This is a genomic window from Bacillus sp. FSL R9-9492, assembly GCF_038007365.1.
Lineage (GTDB): Bacteria > Bacillota > Bacilli > Bacillales > Bacillaceae_G > Bacillus_A > Bacillus_A mycoides.
The window spans coordinates 2,706,665-2,721,672 of record NZ_JBBOXC010000001.1; the positions used below are offsets into that span (position 1 = coordinate 2,706,665).

Sequence of the window (15,008 nt, forward strand, 5' to 3'; positions counted from 1 at the left end):
TAAGCTAATGAGGTATGTGGTGGTATTTAGATATGCAATTAGGCATATTCTATTTATTTTAATTTCTTCTATGATAATATATAATCTATATATTTTTATATTAAATAAAGAGTGGGAATGATTAATGAAGAAACAGTCTCAATATATGTATCATTTAATTATTAGCATACTATCACTTTTAGCTATACTATTTTTGTTTTTTGGAAACTATAAAAGTACTATTTTTAAGTACTCATTTATCTTTATATGTTTAATTAATATGATAATAAATTTCCTTTCTTATTATAAAAAAAGAAATAATTAGTTCTCCATAAAATTAAAAAATACGCTATTCTTTCTTTAAATCATAGGAAAGGATGGCGTTTTTGTATGTCTATTTCTGTATCTGATGAATTACAACTATTTGCTCAAGAAGTTCAAAGATTCTTATCTCCAAATATCTTACGAGATATCGCTAGGGATGTTGGTTTTGTACAACGAACGAGTAAGTACCAAGCAAAAGATTTAGTTGCTTTATGTGTATGGATGAGTCAAAATGTCGCTAAAACCTCTTTAACTCAGTTATGTAGTTGTTTAGAAGCATCAACAGAAGTACTTATCAGTCCTGAGGGACTGAATCAACGATTTAATGCCACAGCCGTGCAATTTCTACAACAAGTGTTAGCTGAACTTCTCAACCAAAAGTTATCTTCAACTAATCTGCTCTCTTCTCCATACACTTCTATTTTCAAGCGTATTCGTATCCTAGATTCAACTGCATTTCAACTTCCCGATGTATTTTCATCTGTTTATCCAGGTGCAGGAGGATGCAGTCATACAGCGGGGGTGAAGATTCAGCTTGAGTATGATCTATTAAGTGGACAGTTCCTACATATTCATACAGACCCAGGTAAACAACATGATCGAACCTATGGTTCTCTATGTGTCCCAACTGTCACAGCGAATGATTTATGTATCCGTGATTTAGGTTATTTTCACTTGAAAGATCTTCAACATATACAAGATAAAAAGGCTTACTATATCTCTCGTATTAAATCCAATACACGTATTTATCAAAAAAATCCCAACCCTGATTATTTTCAAGATGGGAGAATCAAGAAAGGTACTGAGTATATACAGATAGATATGGAGGTCTTAATGAACTCACTTCAACCAGGACAAACATGCGAAATATCCGACGCTTATGTAGGAATGACTGATAAAGTACCAACTCGTGTGATTGTTCATCGGCTAACAAAAGAACAACAACAAAAACGATTACAAGATCAAACTGTAAGAGAAAAAAAGAAAGGAATGAAGTATTCTCCTCGTAGTAAACGACTCAGTGGTATCAATGTATATATGACAAACACTCTTACAGATATTGTCCCGATGGGACAAGTACATGATTGGTACTCTTACTCTTTACGTTGGCAAATCGAAATTTTATTTAAAACGTGGAAATCATTCTTTCAAATTCATCAGTGTAAAAAGATAAAATCAGAAAGATGGGAATGCCATTTGTATGGACAATTGATTGCCATTCTACTCTGTTCTTCTATCATGTTTCAAATGCGGCAATTACTTCTTATAAAAAAGAAACGAGAACTGAGTGAGTATAAGGCCATATATATGATTAAAGATTATTTTCTTCTTCTTTTCCAAGCTATACAGAAAGACACCCAAGAGCTATCAAAGGTTCTACTTCGCCTGTTCAATCTCCTACAGCAAAACGGGCGAAAATCTCACAGATATGAGAAGAAAACAGTCTTTGATATATTAGGTGTCGTTTACAATTGTGCCATGTCTGATAATCAAGCGGCTTAATTCAAAAAAGGAAACCCGATAGGGTTTATTTCGTATGCAAATTTTTAAAGCATCTACATATAGACTTTCGAAAAAAAGAAACAATCTTGCTTATCATTGACGTTACATGAGCTTAACTTGATAGCGATGGGATAGCACCAACAAAGCGTAAATTTCGTACGCTAAGCAAAATTTCATAAAGAAAAAGCCGATTTCCTGTACGCTAAGAGATAATCGACTTCTTACTGTTAAGTTGTCTGTAGCGCTCTTTCTCGTAATTTACCATGTTTCCCAAAGAAAATAGCAAAAGGTAAGGCTATGAACACATTTACAAAATGACGAGAAAAATGACAAAACTGTAAGAATGCACGAATGTTTGTAAGAAAGTTCGATGTTTTCCTTTTTCTTTTTTTATTATAGTGAAAAAGAAGAAGGAGGAATTTGAAAATGTCTATTTCTCAATTCAATATTGATATTTTTCGAGCAATTAATGATTTAGGTAAACAATATTCATTCCTAAATTCGGCCATGATATTTTTGGCAGAATATATGGTATATATTCTTGGTTTAATTATTATAGCTTATTGGTTTACCGGGTCTAGAAAAAGTAGGATGATGGTTATTCAAGCGATGGTTGCTTTTGTGATTGCTGAGATAATTGGAAAAATAGCAGGGAAATTTCATTTGAATTATCAACCGTTTGCAGTATTGCCTGATGTTAATAAACTTGTCGACCATGCTGTAGATAATTCATTTCCTAGTGACCATACGATTCTCTTTTTTTCGATTTGTTTTTCATTTTGGCTTGTTCGTAAAAAGACTGGATGGTTATGGCTTATACTTGCATTTTGTGTAGCGATCTCTCGTATTTGGGTAGGAGTTCATTATCCTTTTGATGTTGTAATAGGGGCTTTAATAGGATGTGTTTCAGCGTTATTTTCGTATTGGTTAGTACCGAAATTTTCTTTTATCAAGCAATTGCTTACTCTATATGAAAGAGTAGAGAAACATGTTTTACCATCCAAAAACAAATCAAAGGGATTTTGAGTATACAAGTATAAAAGTTAACGTGAAAAGTGGGGAAATTATGGGGAAAGAAATATTGTTTGATAATGAAGGTCTGATTCTAAAACTAAATGGGATAACAGGATTACTTGCATTAAAACTAAAATTAAAAATGCCTTATAACACGATCAAGAGTGTGTATGTTGACTATTTTGATCCTCCACAATGGATGCTTCGTATGCCTGGAACATCAATTTCTCCTCTCAATATTTTTGAAGGAAGTTTTAAATACGCTGATGAATGGTACTTTCTCTCTTGTGAAAATAGAGTCCCTCTCGTAATGATTGAATTAAAAGGTCATGAAAAATATAAGTATGTCTTTTTTGAGATTGATGATCCTACCAAAGTAGCCGCAGATATTAGAAAACATATAAAAGATTTGTAAGTATTGACCTATCAATATATTACTTCCGCTAACGATAATTATGTAAATACGAACCCCCTTCAGCAAGCAAACTGAAGGGGTTTTTTCTAGATACATTGAATACCGATAAGTGGTGTTATGTTAACTTTATATGTAGAGGATATACAAAACAAAAATATTTTTTAGGCGTAAAAACATATAGGTTGTATGCAGTGACTGATAACCAGAACGTACTATTCAGGAACACATGAAATATATATAGTACAGGCTCAATGAAATTACGATTCTATTGCTTTTGGGGGAAGATATATGCCAAAAAAAGTTCTTCTGTTTACAGATTTAGGAATTGATGATGCCTTTGCTGTTCTGTATACCTTTTTTCGTAAAGATATCCAACTTGTAGGGATTGTAGCTGATTATGGAAATGTATCAAGAGAGAATGCTATAAGAAATATTAACTATTTAAAGTATATTGGGGGAAAAGAAGAGATACCTGTATTTCTGGGTGCTTCTGTACCTTTAACAGGCATATTGGTTCAGTATTTTCCTGAAGTACATGGGAAAGTGGGATTAGGACCTATCATCCCGCCTGAGATTTCTTATCCGACTTACCCTATCAATGATATTTATCGGATTATAGATTCTAATTTAGATGACCTCATAATTATCAATTTGGGAAGGCTCTCTTCGTTGGCGACGGCATTTGTCCTAAATTTAGAAACAATGCGGAACGTGAATGAATACATTTGTATGGGCGGAGCTTTTTTTTATCCTGGAAACGTGACTGCTGTGGCTGAAGCTAACTTTTATGCAGATCCTTATGCAGCAAACTTAATTCTGCAGCATGCAAAGAATTTGACAATTATTCCGTTAAACGTCACCCAACACGCGATTGTTACACCTGAAATGGTCCAACAAATCGACGCGTTTCACCGTAATACACAGGACCTTGCAGGGCTTATCATCAAGCCCATGTTAGACTACTATTATAATTTCTACTCTAAATCGAATCCTGGTATAGGGGGAAGTCCTATGCATGATTTTGTAACAATGTGGTATTTGTTGAACCCAGATGCAGTTCTCCTTTCAAAAGTACCCATCAAAGTAATTCCCGATCAAGGAGAAGGATTCGGTCAAAGTATTGCAGATTTTCGTTTTGTGACAAATCCGGGTTATAAAACACATAATGTCGCTTTTCAGTTCAATTACGAAAGTTTTAAGAGAGATATCATGGAAACATTCTTAAGGAAGAGACTGTAGCATATCCTAAGTAAACTTCAGATAACGGAAATTATGTAAAAAAGCTAGCATGGGTCTAGCTTTTTCTTTTTTGTTCACAGATCTTCTAATCTCTTTATTTGTCATGTTTTGAATGTATACTTTTGCTGTTATTTTTGACGATAACAGGGGAATTGGTTTGAATTCAATGTTTAAGGGGATTCGAATGTAAACTAATATTCAAAAGTTTACTTTCAAAAATAAAAAGGTGTCCTGTTAATTTTAAGACTCCTTTTTTTACTTTCATTAACTTTTTAATTATGTTTCTAAGATTTATCGAAAGGAAACAACTTTTTTGAGTATTTAATAGAGATTTGATATGAATGATTTTTTAATGGTTTTGTTTAAAATTATTCACTTACTCGATAATCGTCTTTCCAATATACCCTAGCAGAGATTTCCTCTTGTTTATCATTCGAAAGATGCCCATTAACAAAAATTGTACCTGCTCCTACCATTGATGAAAATTCCACTTCTGTGATAGTAACATCGAGATTTTTTTCTTTTTTAAAATAGTCAACAACAGCTTGTGAAGCTTGATCTTTAATTTGTTGTTCTTCTTTAGATGACATTGAGAGTAAAGGATTTACAGCATTTATTACTTTAAATGCTGTGCAAGACGTAATACTGATAAGAATAATACCAAATATGACTATGGGTTTTAATAAGAATTTTTTCATTGGTTTTCACCTTTCTATCTAATTATAATTAGATTATCAAAAATAGTAGATTTAGGAAAAGAGGGAAAATAGTGAGCAATACTATTTCAGATTCAACTTACCATAGATTATCTGATTATGCTTATGATGAGAAAAAAATAAAAAATACTGATGAATGGCAACCCATACATCCAAAGGGTGCAACATTACATGATTCCGCTACCGGATTTGATGCAACAGTTTTTCAGCACAAAGATACTGGTGAAATTATTGTTGCCTATAGAGGTACAGAAGGTACTGGTCCTCTAAATAGATCGTTACCAGACTTTTATACAGATGTGAAATATATTGCAGCTGGTGCGAATCCTTTACAAGATGGGGAAAAGATAAATCCGGTTCTGGTGCAAAGATTGTATTTATTTGAAAGAGGTATATAGATTCCTAATGGAATCTATTCTTATGCAGCCATTCCGAATAGTTGATGAATAAACTTCACTTCATTTTGGACAGACTTGTCCCGTAAAATAAGTTGGCCTTTTTTAATGATATGCATCGCTTCTATTCCTGAAAGAATAGATTTAGCTGTACGAAAAGATTTCAATCCTAGCATTGAACGAACTCTCTTTTTAATAAAACGATGATCTTGCTCTACAATGTTATTAAGGTATTTTACCTGCCTTATTTGGATGCCTACAGGCATCTTTTTCTCTGTCTTCAACTCTTCAATCGCTATAGGATAGGCCGGGTTTTTGTCCACTGTAATCACACGGGGCTTTGAAACATGAAAAGACTGCAAAGCTTTCTTGAAAAAACGCTTTGCAGCCCTATGATCTCTTGTTTTGCTTAAATGAAAATCAATTGTATTTCCTTTTGAATCAACAGCACGATATAGGTACATCCATTGACCTTTGACTTTCACATATGTCTCATCGACTCGCCAAGAATCATTGGTTGACTTAAGATGACGTCGTACTCGCTTATCTAATTCGAGACCATATTGATGAACCCATCGCATGATAGTTGTATGAGCCAGGGATAGCCCGCGTTCTTCCATCATTTCGACTAAATCACGAAAACTGAGGTTGTACCGTAGGTACCATCTCACGGTTAATAAAATAATATCTGGTTGACAATGTTTCCACTTGAATAGATTTTTCTTTTCCATACCAATCACATCCTTTTTTAGAGTACTAGTATCAGTATGTCCAAGTCTGAAAGACCTTTTTCAGATATTTTGAAGTTTTTGCACCAGAACCGCTAAATTTATGAGTTCTTTATTTTCAAAAACGTATGTTTTAATTTGCAAGGATGATAGGACTGTGAAAAGGTTTATGCGAATTGATATGAGGTAGAGGGCATAATTGTTTATTTTGATTGTAAAGCAATTGAATTAATGGGAGAGTATGAAACACAAAACCCAGACAAAGTTTGTCTATAATCTTTATCTGGGTTTTGTCTATGTATTAGATATTATAGAGAGTAAAAATGTTTTTAGAGAAAAAAGACAATTTGCAATGTTAATAATTTATATGACCAACTGTATAATCATTACTGTAATCTATACTTGCAGAAACCTCCTTCTTTTTGTCATCAGATATATAGCCAGATACATAAATCCTACTACTAGAGATATCTGGAGAAAATTCTACTTTTGTCACTGTAATATCCCAATTTTTCTCCTTTTTAAAATAATCGATAGCGGCTTGTGATGCTTTTTCTTTCATTTCATTTTGTTCTTTTTCACTATAAGGGTGGGTAGCCTTATAAATTTGATAAATAGTGCACGAACCTAAACCTAAAACAACCAATAATGTTATTAAAAGGATTTTTTTCATTTCTTATCACCTCTATTGATATTATAATAAAAATAACAACAGTTAGAAAAGAGGGAATGTTATGAGAAATGAGATTTCAGATGAAGCATATCGAGAATTAGCCGATGGAGCATATAAAAGTGATGAAGGGGTAAAAATTAATAATAAAAGAGGAAGCGAAGAGTGGGAACCAATACATCCTAAAGGAGCAAAACTTCATGATAAGGAAACTGGTTTTGATGCGACAGTGTATCAAAATAAAGTGACTGGTGATATTGTTGTTGCTTATAGAGGAACGGAAGGGAAAGAATCATTAGATAGATCCGTACCTGATTTTATAACTGATGCAAAATATATTTTAATGGGGAAGAATCCGATACAAGATGGAGAGAAAATAGATCCGTATGATAAAAGTCAAGTAATAGCGGCTAGCCAGTTTACACAATCAGTATCACTTTTAGAAATAGTAAAAAAAGAATATCCTAATCAGAAGATTTCAACTACAGGTCATTCTTTAGGTGGCGCCAATGCTCAATTTGCTAGTGCAATATGCGGTGTGCCTGCTGTTACTTACAGTGCTCCCGGTGTTTATGATATGCTTCCAAAGGACATACAGAAAAAAGTAGATGCAGGAGAATATAAAGGACAAATAACTAATTATATTAATCCGAAAGATACAATTTCTGGTGGTGCTCTTAGAGAAGATAAAACACATATTGGTGATACCTATATGGTAAACTCTGATTTTAAAACAGCAAATAATGACTATGGGATGCATCAAATTGATAGGTTTTTAGATTCAATAGGAGCAAAAGATTTTCACGGGATAAAGAATTACCACGTCGATGCGTTTGGAAATATAGATAATTCTATGCTAGTAGATGCTAATACAGGTGAAAAAATATATAGATCACCTAGATTTTCAATTGGAGGTGTTGGAGAAGTTAGGGTACTCATGGAATACTTAGAAGAATCGGCAAAAAAAATGCAACAAAGTGCGGAAGAATTTCAAAATCAGATACCACGAGTAGTTTCAGAAGTAATGCAGCATCTTAGTTCAACTAAGAGTCAACGTCTGGAAAAAAGGATTGAAGAATTGTATCATTGCTTAGATCAAACCAGTAGAGTATATGCGACAAAAGCCGGGGAAGTATCAGCTTTTATAAAGAGAAAAGCCGATGAATATAAGACAGCAGATGAAAATTTCCAAGGATTTGAGTGGTTAAAAAAATGAGACAAATGTATTTTAATGAGGAACATATAGAAGCAGCATTGGGGCGTTTAACAAATTTGATTATAGATATAAATAAAAATCAAGAGAGAGTAAATGATATTTATAATCTTATACAAGCAGGTTGGTCGCAAAATGGAGCTGGAAAGAAAGCAATTGAGGATTTAGAGTATTTACGAAAAGAACTAAATCACTCTGTGAATGAAATTGAAACAAAGAAACAGAGGTTGAGAGATGATTGGGAATTTATTAAAGCAGTAGACAGAAGTTATAAATGAATATATGAAAATGTTCAGAGCCGAAAGGCTCTATTGTTTTGCTTTAAAATGAAATTTCTATAAAAACTTCATTTTGTCATTAATAAAAAGGCGGTTGTTTCCGCAACCACCTTTTAGCAAAATAAAGTACTTTTTCAGAAATGAATTATTGAAACAATTCAAATCCGCATTACGAAAATCAATTCTTAATATCCCTTAGTTACAAGCAATGCCGTCACCATCTCTATCCAAACGATGGTCTCCAAATCCAGCTGCTTTTGATTTTTTCATGAATTCAGTTGCTTCAGAAGCATTACTAAAATCGGAACAATCCCTATCTTCTTTAAAATTGTAATTTGGAGTAGATGAGTCTTTCGCTTTTTCGCTGTTCTTAGATTTGTCTTCTTCTACTTTTCTTTTCGCAGATTCTTTCTTCGCTTCATCTTGAGCTTTCTTCAAATCCTCTTCCATTTCTTTTATGTACTTGTTACCCTCAATTTCTCTTTGTTTTTCTTCTAACTCTGTTTTCTCCATTTGAGCTATGTGTCGTTGGTAAACACAGGGTCCAATAGACCAAATTGCCAATAAAATTAGTATTATTAGTATAAAGATTCCTTTGGCATATGTTTTTTCTTTTTTCTTTCTATAATAGCACCATAATATTACGAGAATGATTGCAAGAAATAATAAAAGATTCAGTTTATGTTCGGGGTTTTATGATGACACGATAGGAACATGTACTGAGTATAAAGAAAAGGTGACTGTAAGTGTAATGTATATGGGCTCTAAATATTAACGAGCGGATTTGATGCAGGGTAAGTTATCTTTGTAAAAGAACTAAGGATTAAGCTTAATAAAAAGTGATTTAAAAAACGTTACTCTTGATGTCGATTAAATCGCTAAGTTAAATTAATCCTGTGAATCTGCGTTGTCATGATTCGCTGAATTCGAATCGTGATTATTACCTTCCGAATGATCCTGAGCGCTTTTCATAGATGCTGTAATAAAGGCTGTTGTCGTCACAGCATTCATCCAGCTTGCTTCAGCATCATTAGCATTGGTTCCTGGATCGTTCTGATTACCAATTTCTTGTGTTGAGGAATGATTTTTTAATTCTTTTTCAATAGATTTTTTTTGTTTTTTCTTCCTACCAAAAATCTTCATGAATACTTGTAATGTAAAGCATACAATGAAGACTATTAGAAGAAAGAAAAAGAAAATTAAAGATAAATCAATGATCTCTTCCATATGCATACCTGCTTTCTACTTTAAGTGACAATAAATATCCTTAATTGAATGAGCATTCTATATTTTTTAAATCAGTGTACTAATTAGCGAGATATATGTACTACTAAACGATAACAAAAAACGCAGTACTATAAAACATTAAGAGCAAAATAAACAATAGTAAAATCATTCTGAATAAAATACGGCATTTATTCCAAAGAGAGACGAGCAATCGTCTCTCTTTTTATTTTGAAAGGAGCTGAACCAATGCAAGAAATTCAAGAATTAAAGCAAGAGATCCAACGGATAAAGTTAGATCAAAAAGATATGCAACGAGACATCCGAAACATAGAAACACGTACCACTGTCAATGAAAAGGACATTGTGAATATAAACAAACAGCTTGAGAAGATTAGCGCCAATACTACCTGGATTCTCCGTATCATTATTGGTGCAATCGTAACAGCACTTATCGGTTTATTGTTGAAGGGAGGTGGTATGTAATGATTGAGATTACTGTAATGATTGGAATTGTAGTAGGTCTTTCACAGATTGGAAAAACAATTGGATTACAAACAAAATATGTTCCGTTATTGAATTTAACGCTTGGCATTGTGCTAGGCGTTTTATTTTTGGACGGAGATACCAAAGCAAATGTATTTCAAGGAATCATCATTGGGGTTCTGGTGCAAAAAATCTATAAAACTTGGACATACTGATACTAGTACTCTAAAAAGGTGTGTGATCAGTATGAAAAAGGAAAATTTGTTCAAATGGAAGCATTATCAGCCTGATATAATTTTGTTAACGGTAAGATGGTACCTACGGTATAACCTCAGTTTTTGTGATTTGGTGGAAATGATGAAGGAACGGGGCTTATCTATTTCTCATACCACGATTATGCGTTGGGTTCATCAGTAGGGTCCTGAATTGGATAAACGGATCCGACGTTACCTCAAACAAATGACTCTTGGAGAGTCGATGAAACATATATCAAAGTAAAAGGTCAATGGATGTACTTGTATCGTGCTGTTGATTCGAAAGGAAGCACAATCGATTTTTTCCTAAGCAAAACAAGAGATCAGAAGGCTGCAAAGCACTTTTTCAAGAAAGCTTTGCGGTCTTTTCATGTTTCAAAGCCTCGTGTTATAACGGTCGACAAGAATCCAGCTTATCCTATAGCAATTGAACAGTTGAAAAAAGAAAACATACTAAGATTAGTAGTGCAGGCCAAGGCATTGGTTCGCACTACTATTTTTTATATAGTAGAAGTGAAGAAAGGGTCGTGTATGCTTTAGGATTCCGAATCCGTAAAAAAAACTGACCTTCTTCACTTACCTTATTTGAATCAGTTTTTAGTATGTTGGTCCTCGAGATCGTGTATAAGAAATGGGAATCGATAAGTGTAAGATGAAGACTTCAACTTTACGTCAGGAGGAACCTTATGAGACACGTAATTGCATTTGATATCAGTATGGGTAAAAGTTATATGGTCATTTATAATGCACAAAAACAATGTATCTTTGAAAAAGAAATCAAACATTCAAAGTCTGAATTTGAAGAGCTACAAAAAAAGATACATGAGCTTACCAATGAAACTGGCAAATCACCTGAAATCGTGTTCGAAGCAACAGGTATTTATTCCAGGCAGCTAGAACAATTTATGCAAGATAACCAATATACATATTGTCTATTAAACCCCTTAGAAGCAAAATTACAATGTGATTCCTTACGGATTCATAAAACGGACCGAAGTGATGCACATCGACTAGCCATTACTCATTTTACAGTTACCCGAAGGGTATCTCATGGAACGGACCACTTATTCCATCAGTTAAAGTCTCTTTCGAGATTTTATAGCGAACTGGATGGAGAATTATCGATGATTCGTAGTCGTATGCACAAAGTAATTCAATTAACATTTCCTGAATTAGAAAAAATGTTCACTAGTAAATCGGATCTATTTTTAAATTTTGTTCAACTATTTCCCCATCCAGATTGTGTTTTAAATCTTTCTAAAACAATCATAAAAAATCGTATTCGTGCCAATACCAATAAAAAAATATCAACTATCATGGCAGAGAAAAAGGCAATTCAAATACTTGAAATAGCGAAAAATTCCTATCCAGCCGTTTCACAAAATGATGTCCTATGTGATCAACTTAAGGTATAGGGGTATGTGTAGCAATGGAACAAAATCACGCAACAAGCATTAGCGGACATTAGGAACCTGTTCTTATAAAGAATCAGGTTCCTTTTTAATTTGGTTGGTTTCTTCATATATTAATGTACGTAATTGTCCATCTTTCACTTCTTCTGGGAGAATAAATGAATACCGACCTACTATATTAATGTGTTTATGGCCTAATGGTGAAAGTCTAGATATATCATCATTATCAATAATATGACCGCGATTTCGAAGTAGTTGTAACGTGGATTCTATATAACGAGTATTCCATACAACAATTGTGTTTACTACTAAACCCAATGCCCCTAATTGATCTTCCTGTCCTTCTCGATAGGATTGATGAAGTTCTCCACGTTTGCCATAAAATACAGCCCTTGCTAAGCTATGCCTTGCTTCACCTCTATTTAGCTGATTTAAAATTTTACGACGATAATTTTCGTCATTTAAATATAAGAGTAAGTAACGTGTTTTAAATAGTCTCCCCAATTCTCCAATCGCCCGTCCTAACATGGTTGGTTTCCCATTATACTGTAGTGCTTGGATAAGATGTGTTGCATTTATTCTATTTAGTTTCAAAGATCCCGCAACACGAAGCATGTCTTCCCAATGACGATGTATGAGTTCTTCGCGAATGCGACTTTTAGACAAATTATTTAAAATTCCATAATCTGAGTTCACATCCAAACGCCAAAGACGTGATTCACTGATATCAGCTAAACGAGGACTAAATTGATAACCTAATAATCCAAAGAGCCCAAAGATAATATCACTATAACCAGCTGTATCAGTCATAATTTCTTTTGGTTGTAAGTTCGTATTTTGCTCTAACACACATTGAAGTAAGTATAATGAATCACGAATTGTGCCTGGAATCACCAGGCCGTGGAGTCCTGTAAATTGATCGCTCGTATAGTTGTAATATGTAACACCACGACCAGAACCAAAATATTTAGGATTTGGACCAGAATGAACGGATTTTACGGGTGTGATAAAACGTAATCCATCAGCTGAAGCAATTTCTCCACCACCCCACATATTAGCCAAATGTAATTGGCTATGAAAATCTACAAGTTTCGCATTTGCTTCTGAGAGTGTTTCTGCACGAAAATAATTTTGTTCAATCCATGTAAGACGATCACGTTCTAATGAAGGAACCCCATCTTGAACTAAAGGCCTTAACCCAATATTGCATGCTTGAGATATAAGTAATGCACAGATACTTATAGGTAACTCGTTAATTCTTGATTTAGCCTCACTAATATGTCGGAAGCCTTCCATAAATCCCGTCCAACGATTCACTTCTAGTAACAATTGAGGAATATCTATATTTGGCAACATGGTGTGTATTTGTTGTTTTAGTTTTTGTAGTGATTCAGGTTCTGGTTTCTTGTCTAAAGGTGTCAGAACAATTCTCTCTTTACCTGCAAATGTGTCTATTTGAACCGCAGGATTAGTATCCCAATTCTCAATGACTTGATGATACGTTATGTCTAACTCCTCTTTTAAAGGTGTCAATGATTCATAAGAATCTATTGACCAGTCTAATGAGCGAATAATACTAGGACGAATACTTTTCCATTCTTCGCCTTGTAATAATTGTGCGCGAAGGTCACCGTACTTTTCACTTCCTACTACATATAAATCGTGTCGATGCAAAGCTTCTAATACTTGTTCTAGCATCCAAAACGTATATGCTCGATGATTTACAGTTCCGGAATCTTTATCGATTACAACCTTAGACCAATTTGCATTCAAACCGACAAGAGGAGCATTTTTCCATCTTTTCTTATTGGATTTCCCATGCTCTTTTACAAAATTCCATGCTTGCAAAATGGATAATCCAGCAGGCGTTGCTTGTAATTCAATTTCTTCCATTAATAAAGGAAGAAATTTTCGGATTGTGCCGTAATGTTGTAACAATCCTGAATAGGCTAACGTTTGATTTGGTGAATAAGTGAGTGAATCAACAATTTGGACAGCTTGTATTAAATCCTTTTCTGAGATTTTTTCAAATACTGCAGTTTTTGGATGGACAGAAGGATCCGTATGTTCTAATAATATTACACAAGCTTCCCGCAATTGGCGCGCTGCCTTATCTAAATCCTTAATTGTACGAAGACGTTCTTTTTGTTCCTTTCGATATGTCTTAGCAAATAAATCTGTTAAATATCTATTTAAAACATCTATCATATCATCTTGAGCACTTTGTGTATAAATTTTAGCAAATGCAACTAACATAGCGATACGTCGTTGATGGGGCATTCTAGCAATTGCTTGTGATCTAACAGCGACTGTGTGACGTGCGAATTGTTGTAATCTTTTTGAAGGAATTCTAGACACATCCCAATTTTTAGCTTGCAATTTACGAAACTCCTGTAAACGAATTATAGTATTTTTAATTCCTGTAACACTAATTGTAACAGGCGGATTACTTAGATGTTCTAGATACGTTTCCTTTGTTTTTTGGTCTACCTGAAGAAGTTTTTCTAATTGTTTTTTCTGCGTATTGTCTGGAAGACGAGAGAGCTTTCTCCATATATTTTCAGCTGCACGATCGCGTACCGTTGATACTAACCTTGTTAATACAGATACACCAGGTAGTAAAATTTTTTGTTCGATGCATCGTGCTGTTGCTAAATCAAATAATACACTTGGTCGTTCATTATATAGCCAAGCACGTGCATATAACCATCTGATGAATCGCCAATGTGCTGGATGATCTGTAAAGTTTTTATATCCATAAACAGAACGTATCTCTCGCATTTGATCCCACTGACTTCGTTTATTTTGATAATGAGAAAAGCTTTTAGCATCTAAATGAAGTTGATTTGCCATATATGTAATAACCGATTGTGGTACATCTGTGGGATCAGATAAAAATGTTCCTAAGAACCTAACGGTTCCTAATTGAACAGCAAAACCAAGTTGATTATGTTCTCCACGACGATTCCATATCAGTTCTTTGTCTGTATCATCTATCCAAAAATATTTTGCTAATTGCTCTGATGTTGGAGTGTCACAAAAACAACCATATTTACTCTCTTGCTCAGGTGTTAAAAAATCTACAGGCATAATCTTTATCCCCCTGTTACAATTATTAGTTTGTATTACATGACGGAATCTATATAACGCTATGTTAT

The 15,008-nt window shown here is 33.9% G+C and carries 15 protein-coding genes and 2 pseudogenes; 11 read left to right on the forward strand and 6 right to left on the reverse strand.

Annotated elements, in window-relative coordinates; genetic code table 11:
- The first annotated feature begins 369 nt into the window (after window positions 1-369).
- From MKY70_RS13705 to MKY70_RS13720, 4 genes are all read left to right on the forward strand, one after another.
- The gene (locus MKY70_RS13705; RefSeq protein WP_341024678.1) at window positions 370-1,806 is read left to right on the forward strand and encodes an IS4 family transposase; all 1,437 of its coding nucleotides are present in this window, start codon (window positions 370-372) and stop codon (window positions 1,804-1,806) included.
- A 426-nt stretch (window positions 1,807-2,232) separates the two neighbouring features.
- Complete coding sequence (locus MKY70_RS13710) at window positions 2,233-2,832, forward strand: undecaprenyl-diphosphatase (RefSeq protein ID WP_341024679.1); 600 nt, start codon at window positions 2,233-2,235, stop codon at window positions 2,830-2,832.
- A 40-nt stretch (window positions 2,833-2,872) separates the two neighbouring features.
- Entirely contained in the window at window positions 2,873-3,235 is a 363-nt protein-coding gene (locus tag MKY70_RS13715; RefSeq protein ID WP_063549262.1) for a hypothetical protein, read from the forward strand.
- Between the two features lie 288 nt (window positions 3,236-3,523).
- Entirely contained in the window at window positions 3,524-4,474 is a 951-nt protein-coding gene (locus tag MKY70_RS13720; protein WP_098157037.1) for a nucleoside hydrolase, read from the forward strand.
- 368 nt (window positions 4,475-4,842) lie between these two features.
- Here the strand turns inward: MKY70_RS13720 and MKY70_RS13725 are convergent, their stop codons facing one another.
- On the reverse strand, window positions 4,843-5,172 hold the full coding sequence (locus tag MKY70_RS13725) for a hypothetical protein (RefSeq protein ID WP_341024683.1): 330 nt from the start codon (window positions 5,170-5,172) through the stop codon (window positions 4,843-4,845).
- 71 nt (window positions 5,173-5,243) lie between these two features.
- On the opposite strand from MKY70_RS13725, the gene MKY70_RS13730 reads away from it, so the two are divergent.
- Window positions 5,244-5,588: a hypothetical protein gene (locus MKY70_RS13730; RefSeq protein WP_341024686.1), complete on the forward strand. Its 345-nt coding sequence runs from the start codon at window positions 5,244-5,246 to the stop codon at window positions 5,586-5,588.
- 20 nt (window positions 5,589-5,608) lie between these two features.
- On the opposite strand, the gene MKY70_RS13735 is transcribed toward MKY70_RS13730, so the two are convergent.
- Window positions 5,609-6,316 (reverse strand): IS6 family transposase, encoded by a 708-nt coding sequence (locus tag MKY70_RS13735; RefSeq protein ID WP_341074627.1) that lies wholly within the window; start codon window positions 6,314-6,316, stop codon window positions 5,609-5,611.
- A gap of 352 nt (window positions 6,317-6,668) precedes the next feature.
- Entirely contained in the window at window positions 6,669-6,986 is a 318-nt protein-coding gene (locus MKY70_RS13740) for a hypothetical protein (protein ID WP_341024691.1), read from the reverse strand.
- Between the two features lie 61 nt (window positions 6,987-7,047).
- On the opposite strand from MKY70_RS13740, the gene MKY70_RS13745 reads away from it, so the two are divergent.
- Entirely contained in the window at window positions 7,048-8,199 is a 1,152-nt protein-coding gene (locus MKY70_RS13745) for a lipase family protein (RefSeq protein WP_341024693.1), read from the forward strand.
- Window positions 8,196-8,474, forward strand: a complete 279-nt coding sequence (locus MKY70_RS13750) for a hypothetical protein (RefSeq protein WP_341024695.1) — start codon at window positions 8,196-8,198, stop codon at window positions 8,472-8,474. Before MKY70_RS13745 ends, MKY70_RS13750 begins: the two co-directional genes overlap by 4 nt.
- A gap of 195 nt (window positions 8,475-8,669) precedes the next feature.
- On the opposite strand, the gene MKY70_RS13755 is transcribed toward MKY70_RS13750, so the two are convergent.
- Both MKY70_RS13755 and MKY70_RS13760 read right to left on the reverse strand, forming a co-directional pair.
- Entirely contained in the window at window positions 8,670-8,987 is a 318-nt protein-coding gene (locus tag MKY70_RS13755) for an excalibur calcium-binding domain-containing protein (protein ID WP_341024697.1), read from the reverse strand.
- A gap of 375 nt (window positions 8,988-9,362) precedes the next feature.
- Complete coding sequence (locus MKY70_RS13760; RefSeq protein ID WP_002161961.1) at window positions 9,363-9,701, reverse strand: hypothetical protein; 339 nt, start codon at window positions 9,699-9,701, stop codon at window positions 9,363-9,365.
- Between the two features lie 246 nt (window positions 9,702-9,947).
- Between MKY70_RS13760 and MKY70_RS13765 the strand changes: the two genes are divergently transcribed.
- From MKY70_RS13765 to MKY70_RS13780, 4 genes and pseudogenes are all read left to right on the forward strand, one after another.
- A complete protein-coding gene (locus tag MKY70_RS13765) occupies window positions 9,948-10,184 on the forward strand; it encodes a hemolysin XhlA family protein (protein WP_002161960.1) in 237 nt (78 codons plus the stop codon).
- Complete coding sequence (locus MKY70_RS13770) at window positions 10,184-10,399, forward strand: holin (RefSeq protein ID WP_131232808.1); 216 nt, start codon at window positions 10,184-10,186, stop codon at window positions 10,397-10,399. The genes MKY70_RS13765 and MKY70_RS13770 overlap by 1 nt, the downstream gene beginning before the upstream one ends.
- A gap of 31 nt (window positions 10,400-10,430) precedes the next feature.
- Window positions 10,431-10,885 (forward strand): annotated as a pseudogene (locus MKY70_RS13775) (IS6 family transposase); the annotation flags it as partial.
- Between the two features lie 239 nt (window positions 10,886-11,124).
- Window positions 11,125-11,847 (forward strand): annotated as a pseudogene (locus MKY70_RS13780) (IS110 family transposase); the annotation flags it as partial.
- A gap of 69 nt (window positions 11,848-11,916) precedes the next feature.
- Here the strand turns inward: MKY70_RS13780 and MKY70_RS13785 are convergent.
- Entirely contained in the window at window positions 11,917-14,940 is a 3,024-nt protein-coding gene (locus MKY70_RS13785; protein ID WP_341024707.1) for a Tn3 family transposase, read from the reverse strand.
- Between the last annotated feature and the right edge of the window lie 68 nt (window positions 14,941-15,008).

Bases quoted from the DNA above. Each gene is read 5' to 3' on its own strand.
- MKY70_RS13705 (WP_341024678.1), top strand. From the start codon at position 370: ATGTCTATTTCTGTATCTGATGAATTACAACTATTTGCTCAAGAAGTT.
- MKY70_RS13710 (WP_341024679.1), top strand. From the start codon at position 2,233: ATGTCTATTTCTCAATTCAATATTGATATTTTTCGAGCAATTAATGAT.
- MKY70_RS13715 (WP_063549262.1), top strand. From the start codon at position 2,873: ATGGGGAAAGAAATATTGTTTGATAATGAAGGTCTGATTCTAAAACTA.
- MKY70_RS13720 (WP_098157037.1), top strand. From the start codon at position 3,524: ATGCCAAAAAAAGTTCTTCTGTTTACAGATTTAGGAATTGATGATGCC.
- MKY70_RS13725 (WP_341024683.1), bottom strand. From the start codon at position 5,172: ATGAAAAAATTCTTATTAAAACCCATAGTCATATTTGGTATTATTCTT.
- MKY70_RS13735 (WP_341074627.1), bottom strand. From the start codon at position 6,316: ATGGAAAAGAAAAATCTATTCAAGTGGAAACATTGTCAACCAGATATT.
- MKY70_RS13740 (WP_341024691.1), bottom strand. From the start codon at position 6,986: ATGAAAAAAATCCTTTTAATAACATTATTGGTTGTTTTAGGTTTAGGT.
- MKY70_RS13745 (WP_341024693.1), top strand. From the start codon at position 7,048: ATGAGAAATGAGATTTCAGATGAAGCATATCGAGAATTAGCCGATGGA.
- MKY70_RS13750 (WP_341024695.1), top strand. From the start codon at position 8,196: ATGAGACAAATGTATTTTAATGAGGAACATATAGAAGCAGCATTGGGG.
- MKY70_RS13755 (WP_341024697.1), bottom strand. From the start codon at position 8,987: ATGGAGAAAACAGAGTTAGAAGAAAAACAAAGAGAAATTGAGGGTAAC.
- MKY70_RS13760 (WP_002161961.1), bottom strand. From the start codon at position 9,701: ATGGAAGAGATCATTGATTTATCTTTAATTTTCTTTTTCTTTCTTCTA.
- MKY70_RS13765 (WP_002161960.1), top strand. From the start codon at position 9,948: ATGCAAGAAATTCAAGAATTAAAGCAAGAGATCCAACGGATAAAGTTA.
- MKY70_RS13770 (WP_131232808.1), top strand. From the start codon at position 10,184: ATGATTGAGATTACTGTAATGATTGGAATTGTAGTAGGTCTTTCACAG.
- MKY70_RS13785 (WP_341024707.1), bottom strand. From the start codon at position 14,940: ATGCCTGTAGATTTTTTAACACCTGAGCAAGAGAGTAAATATGGTTGT.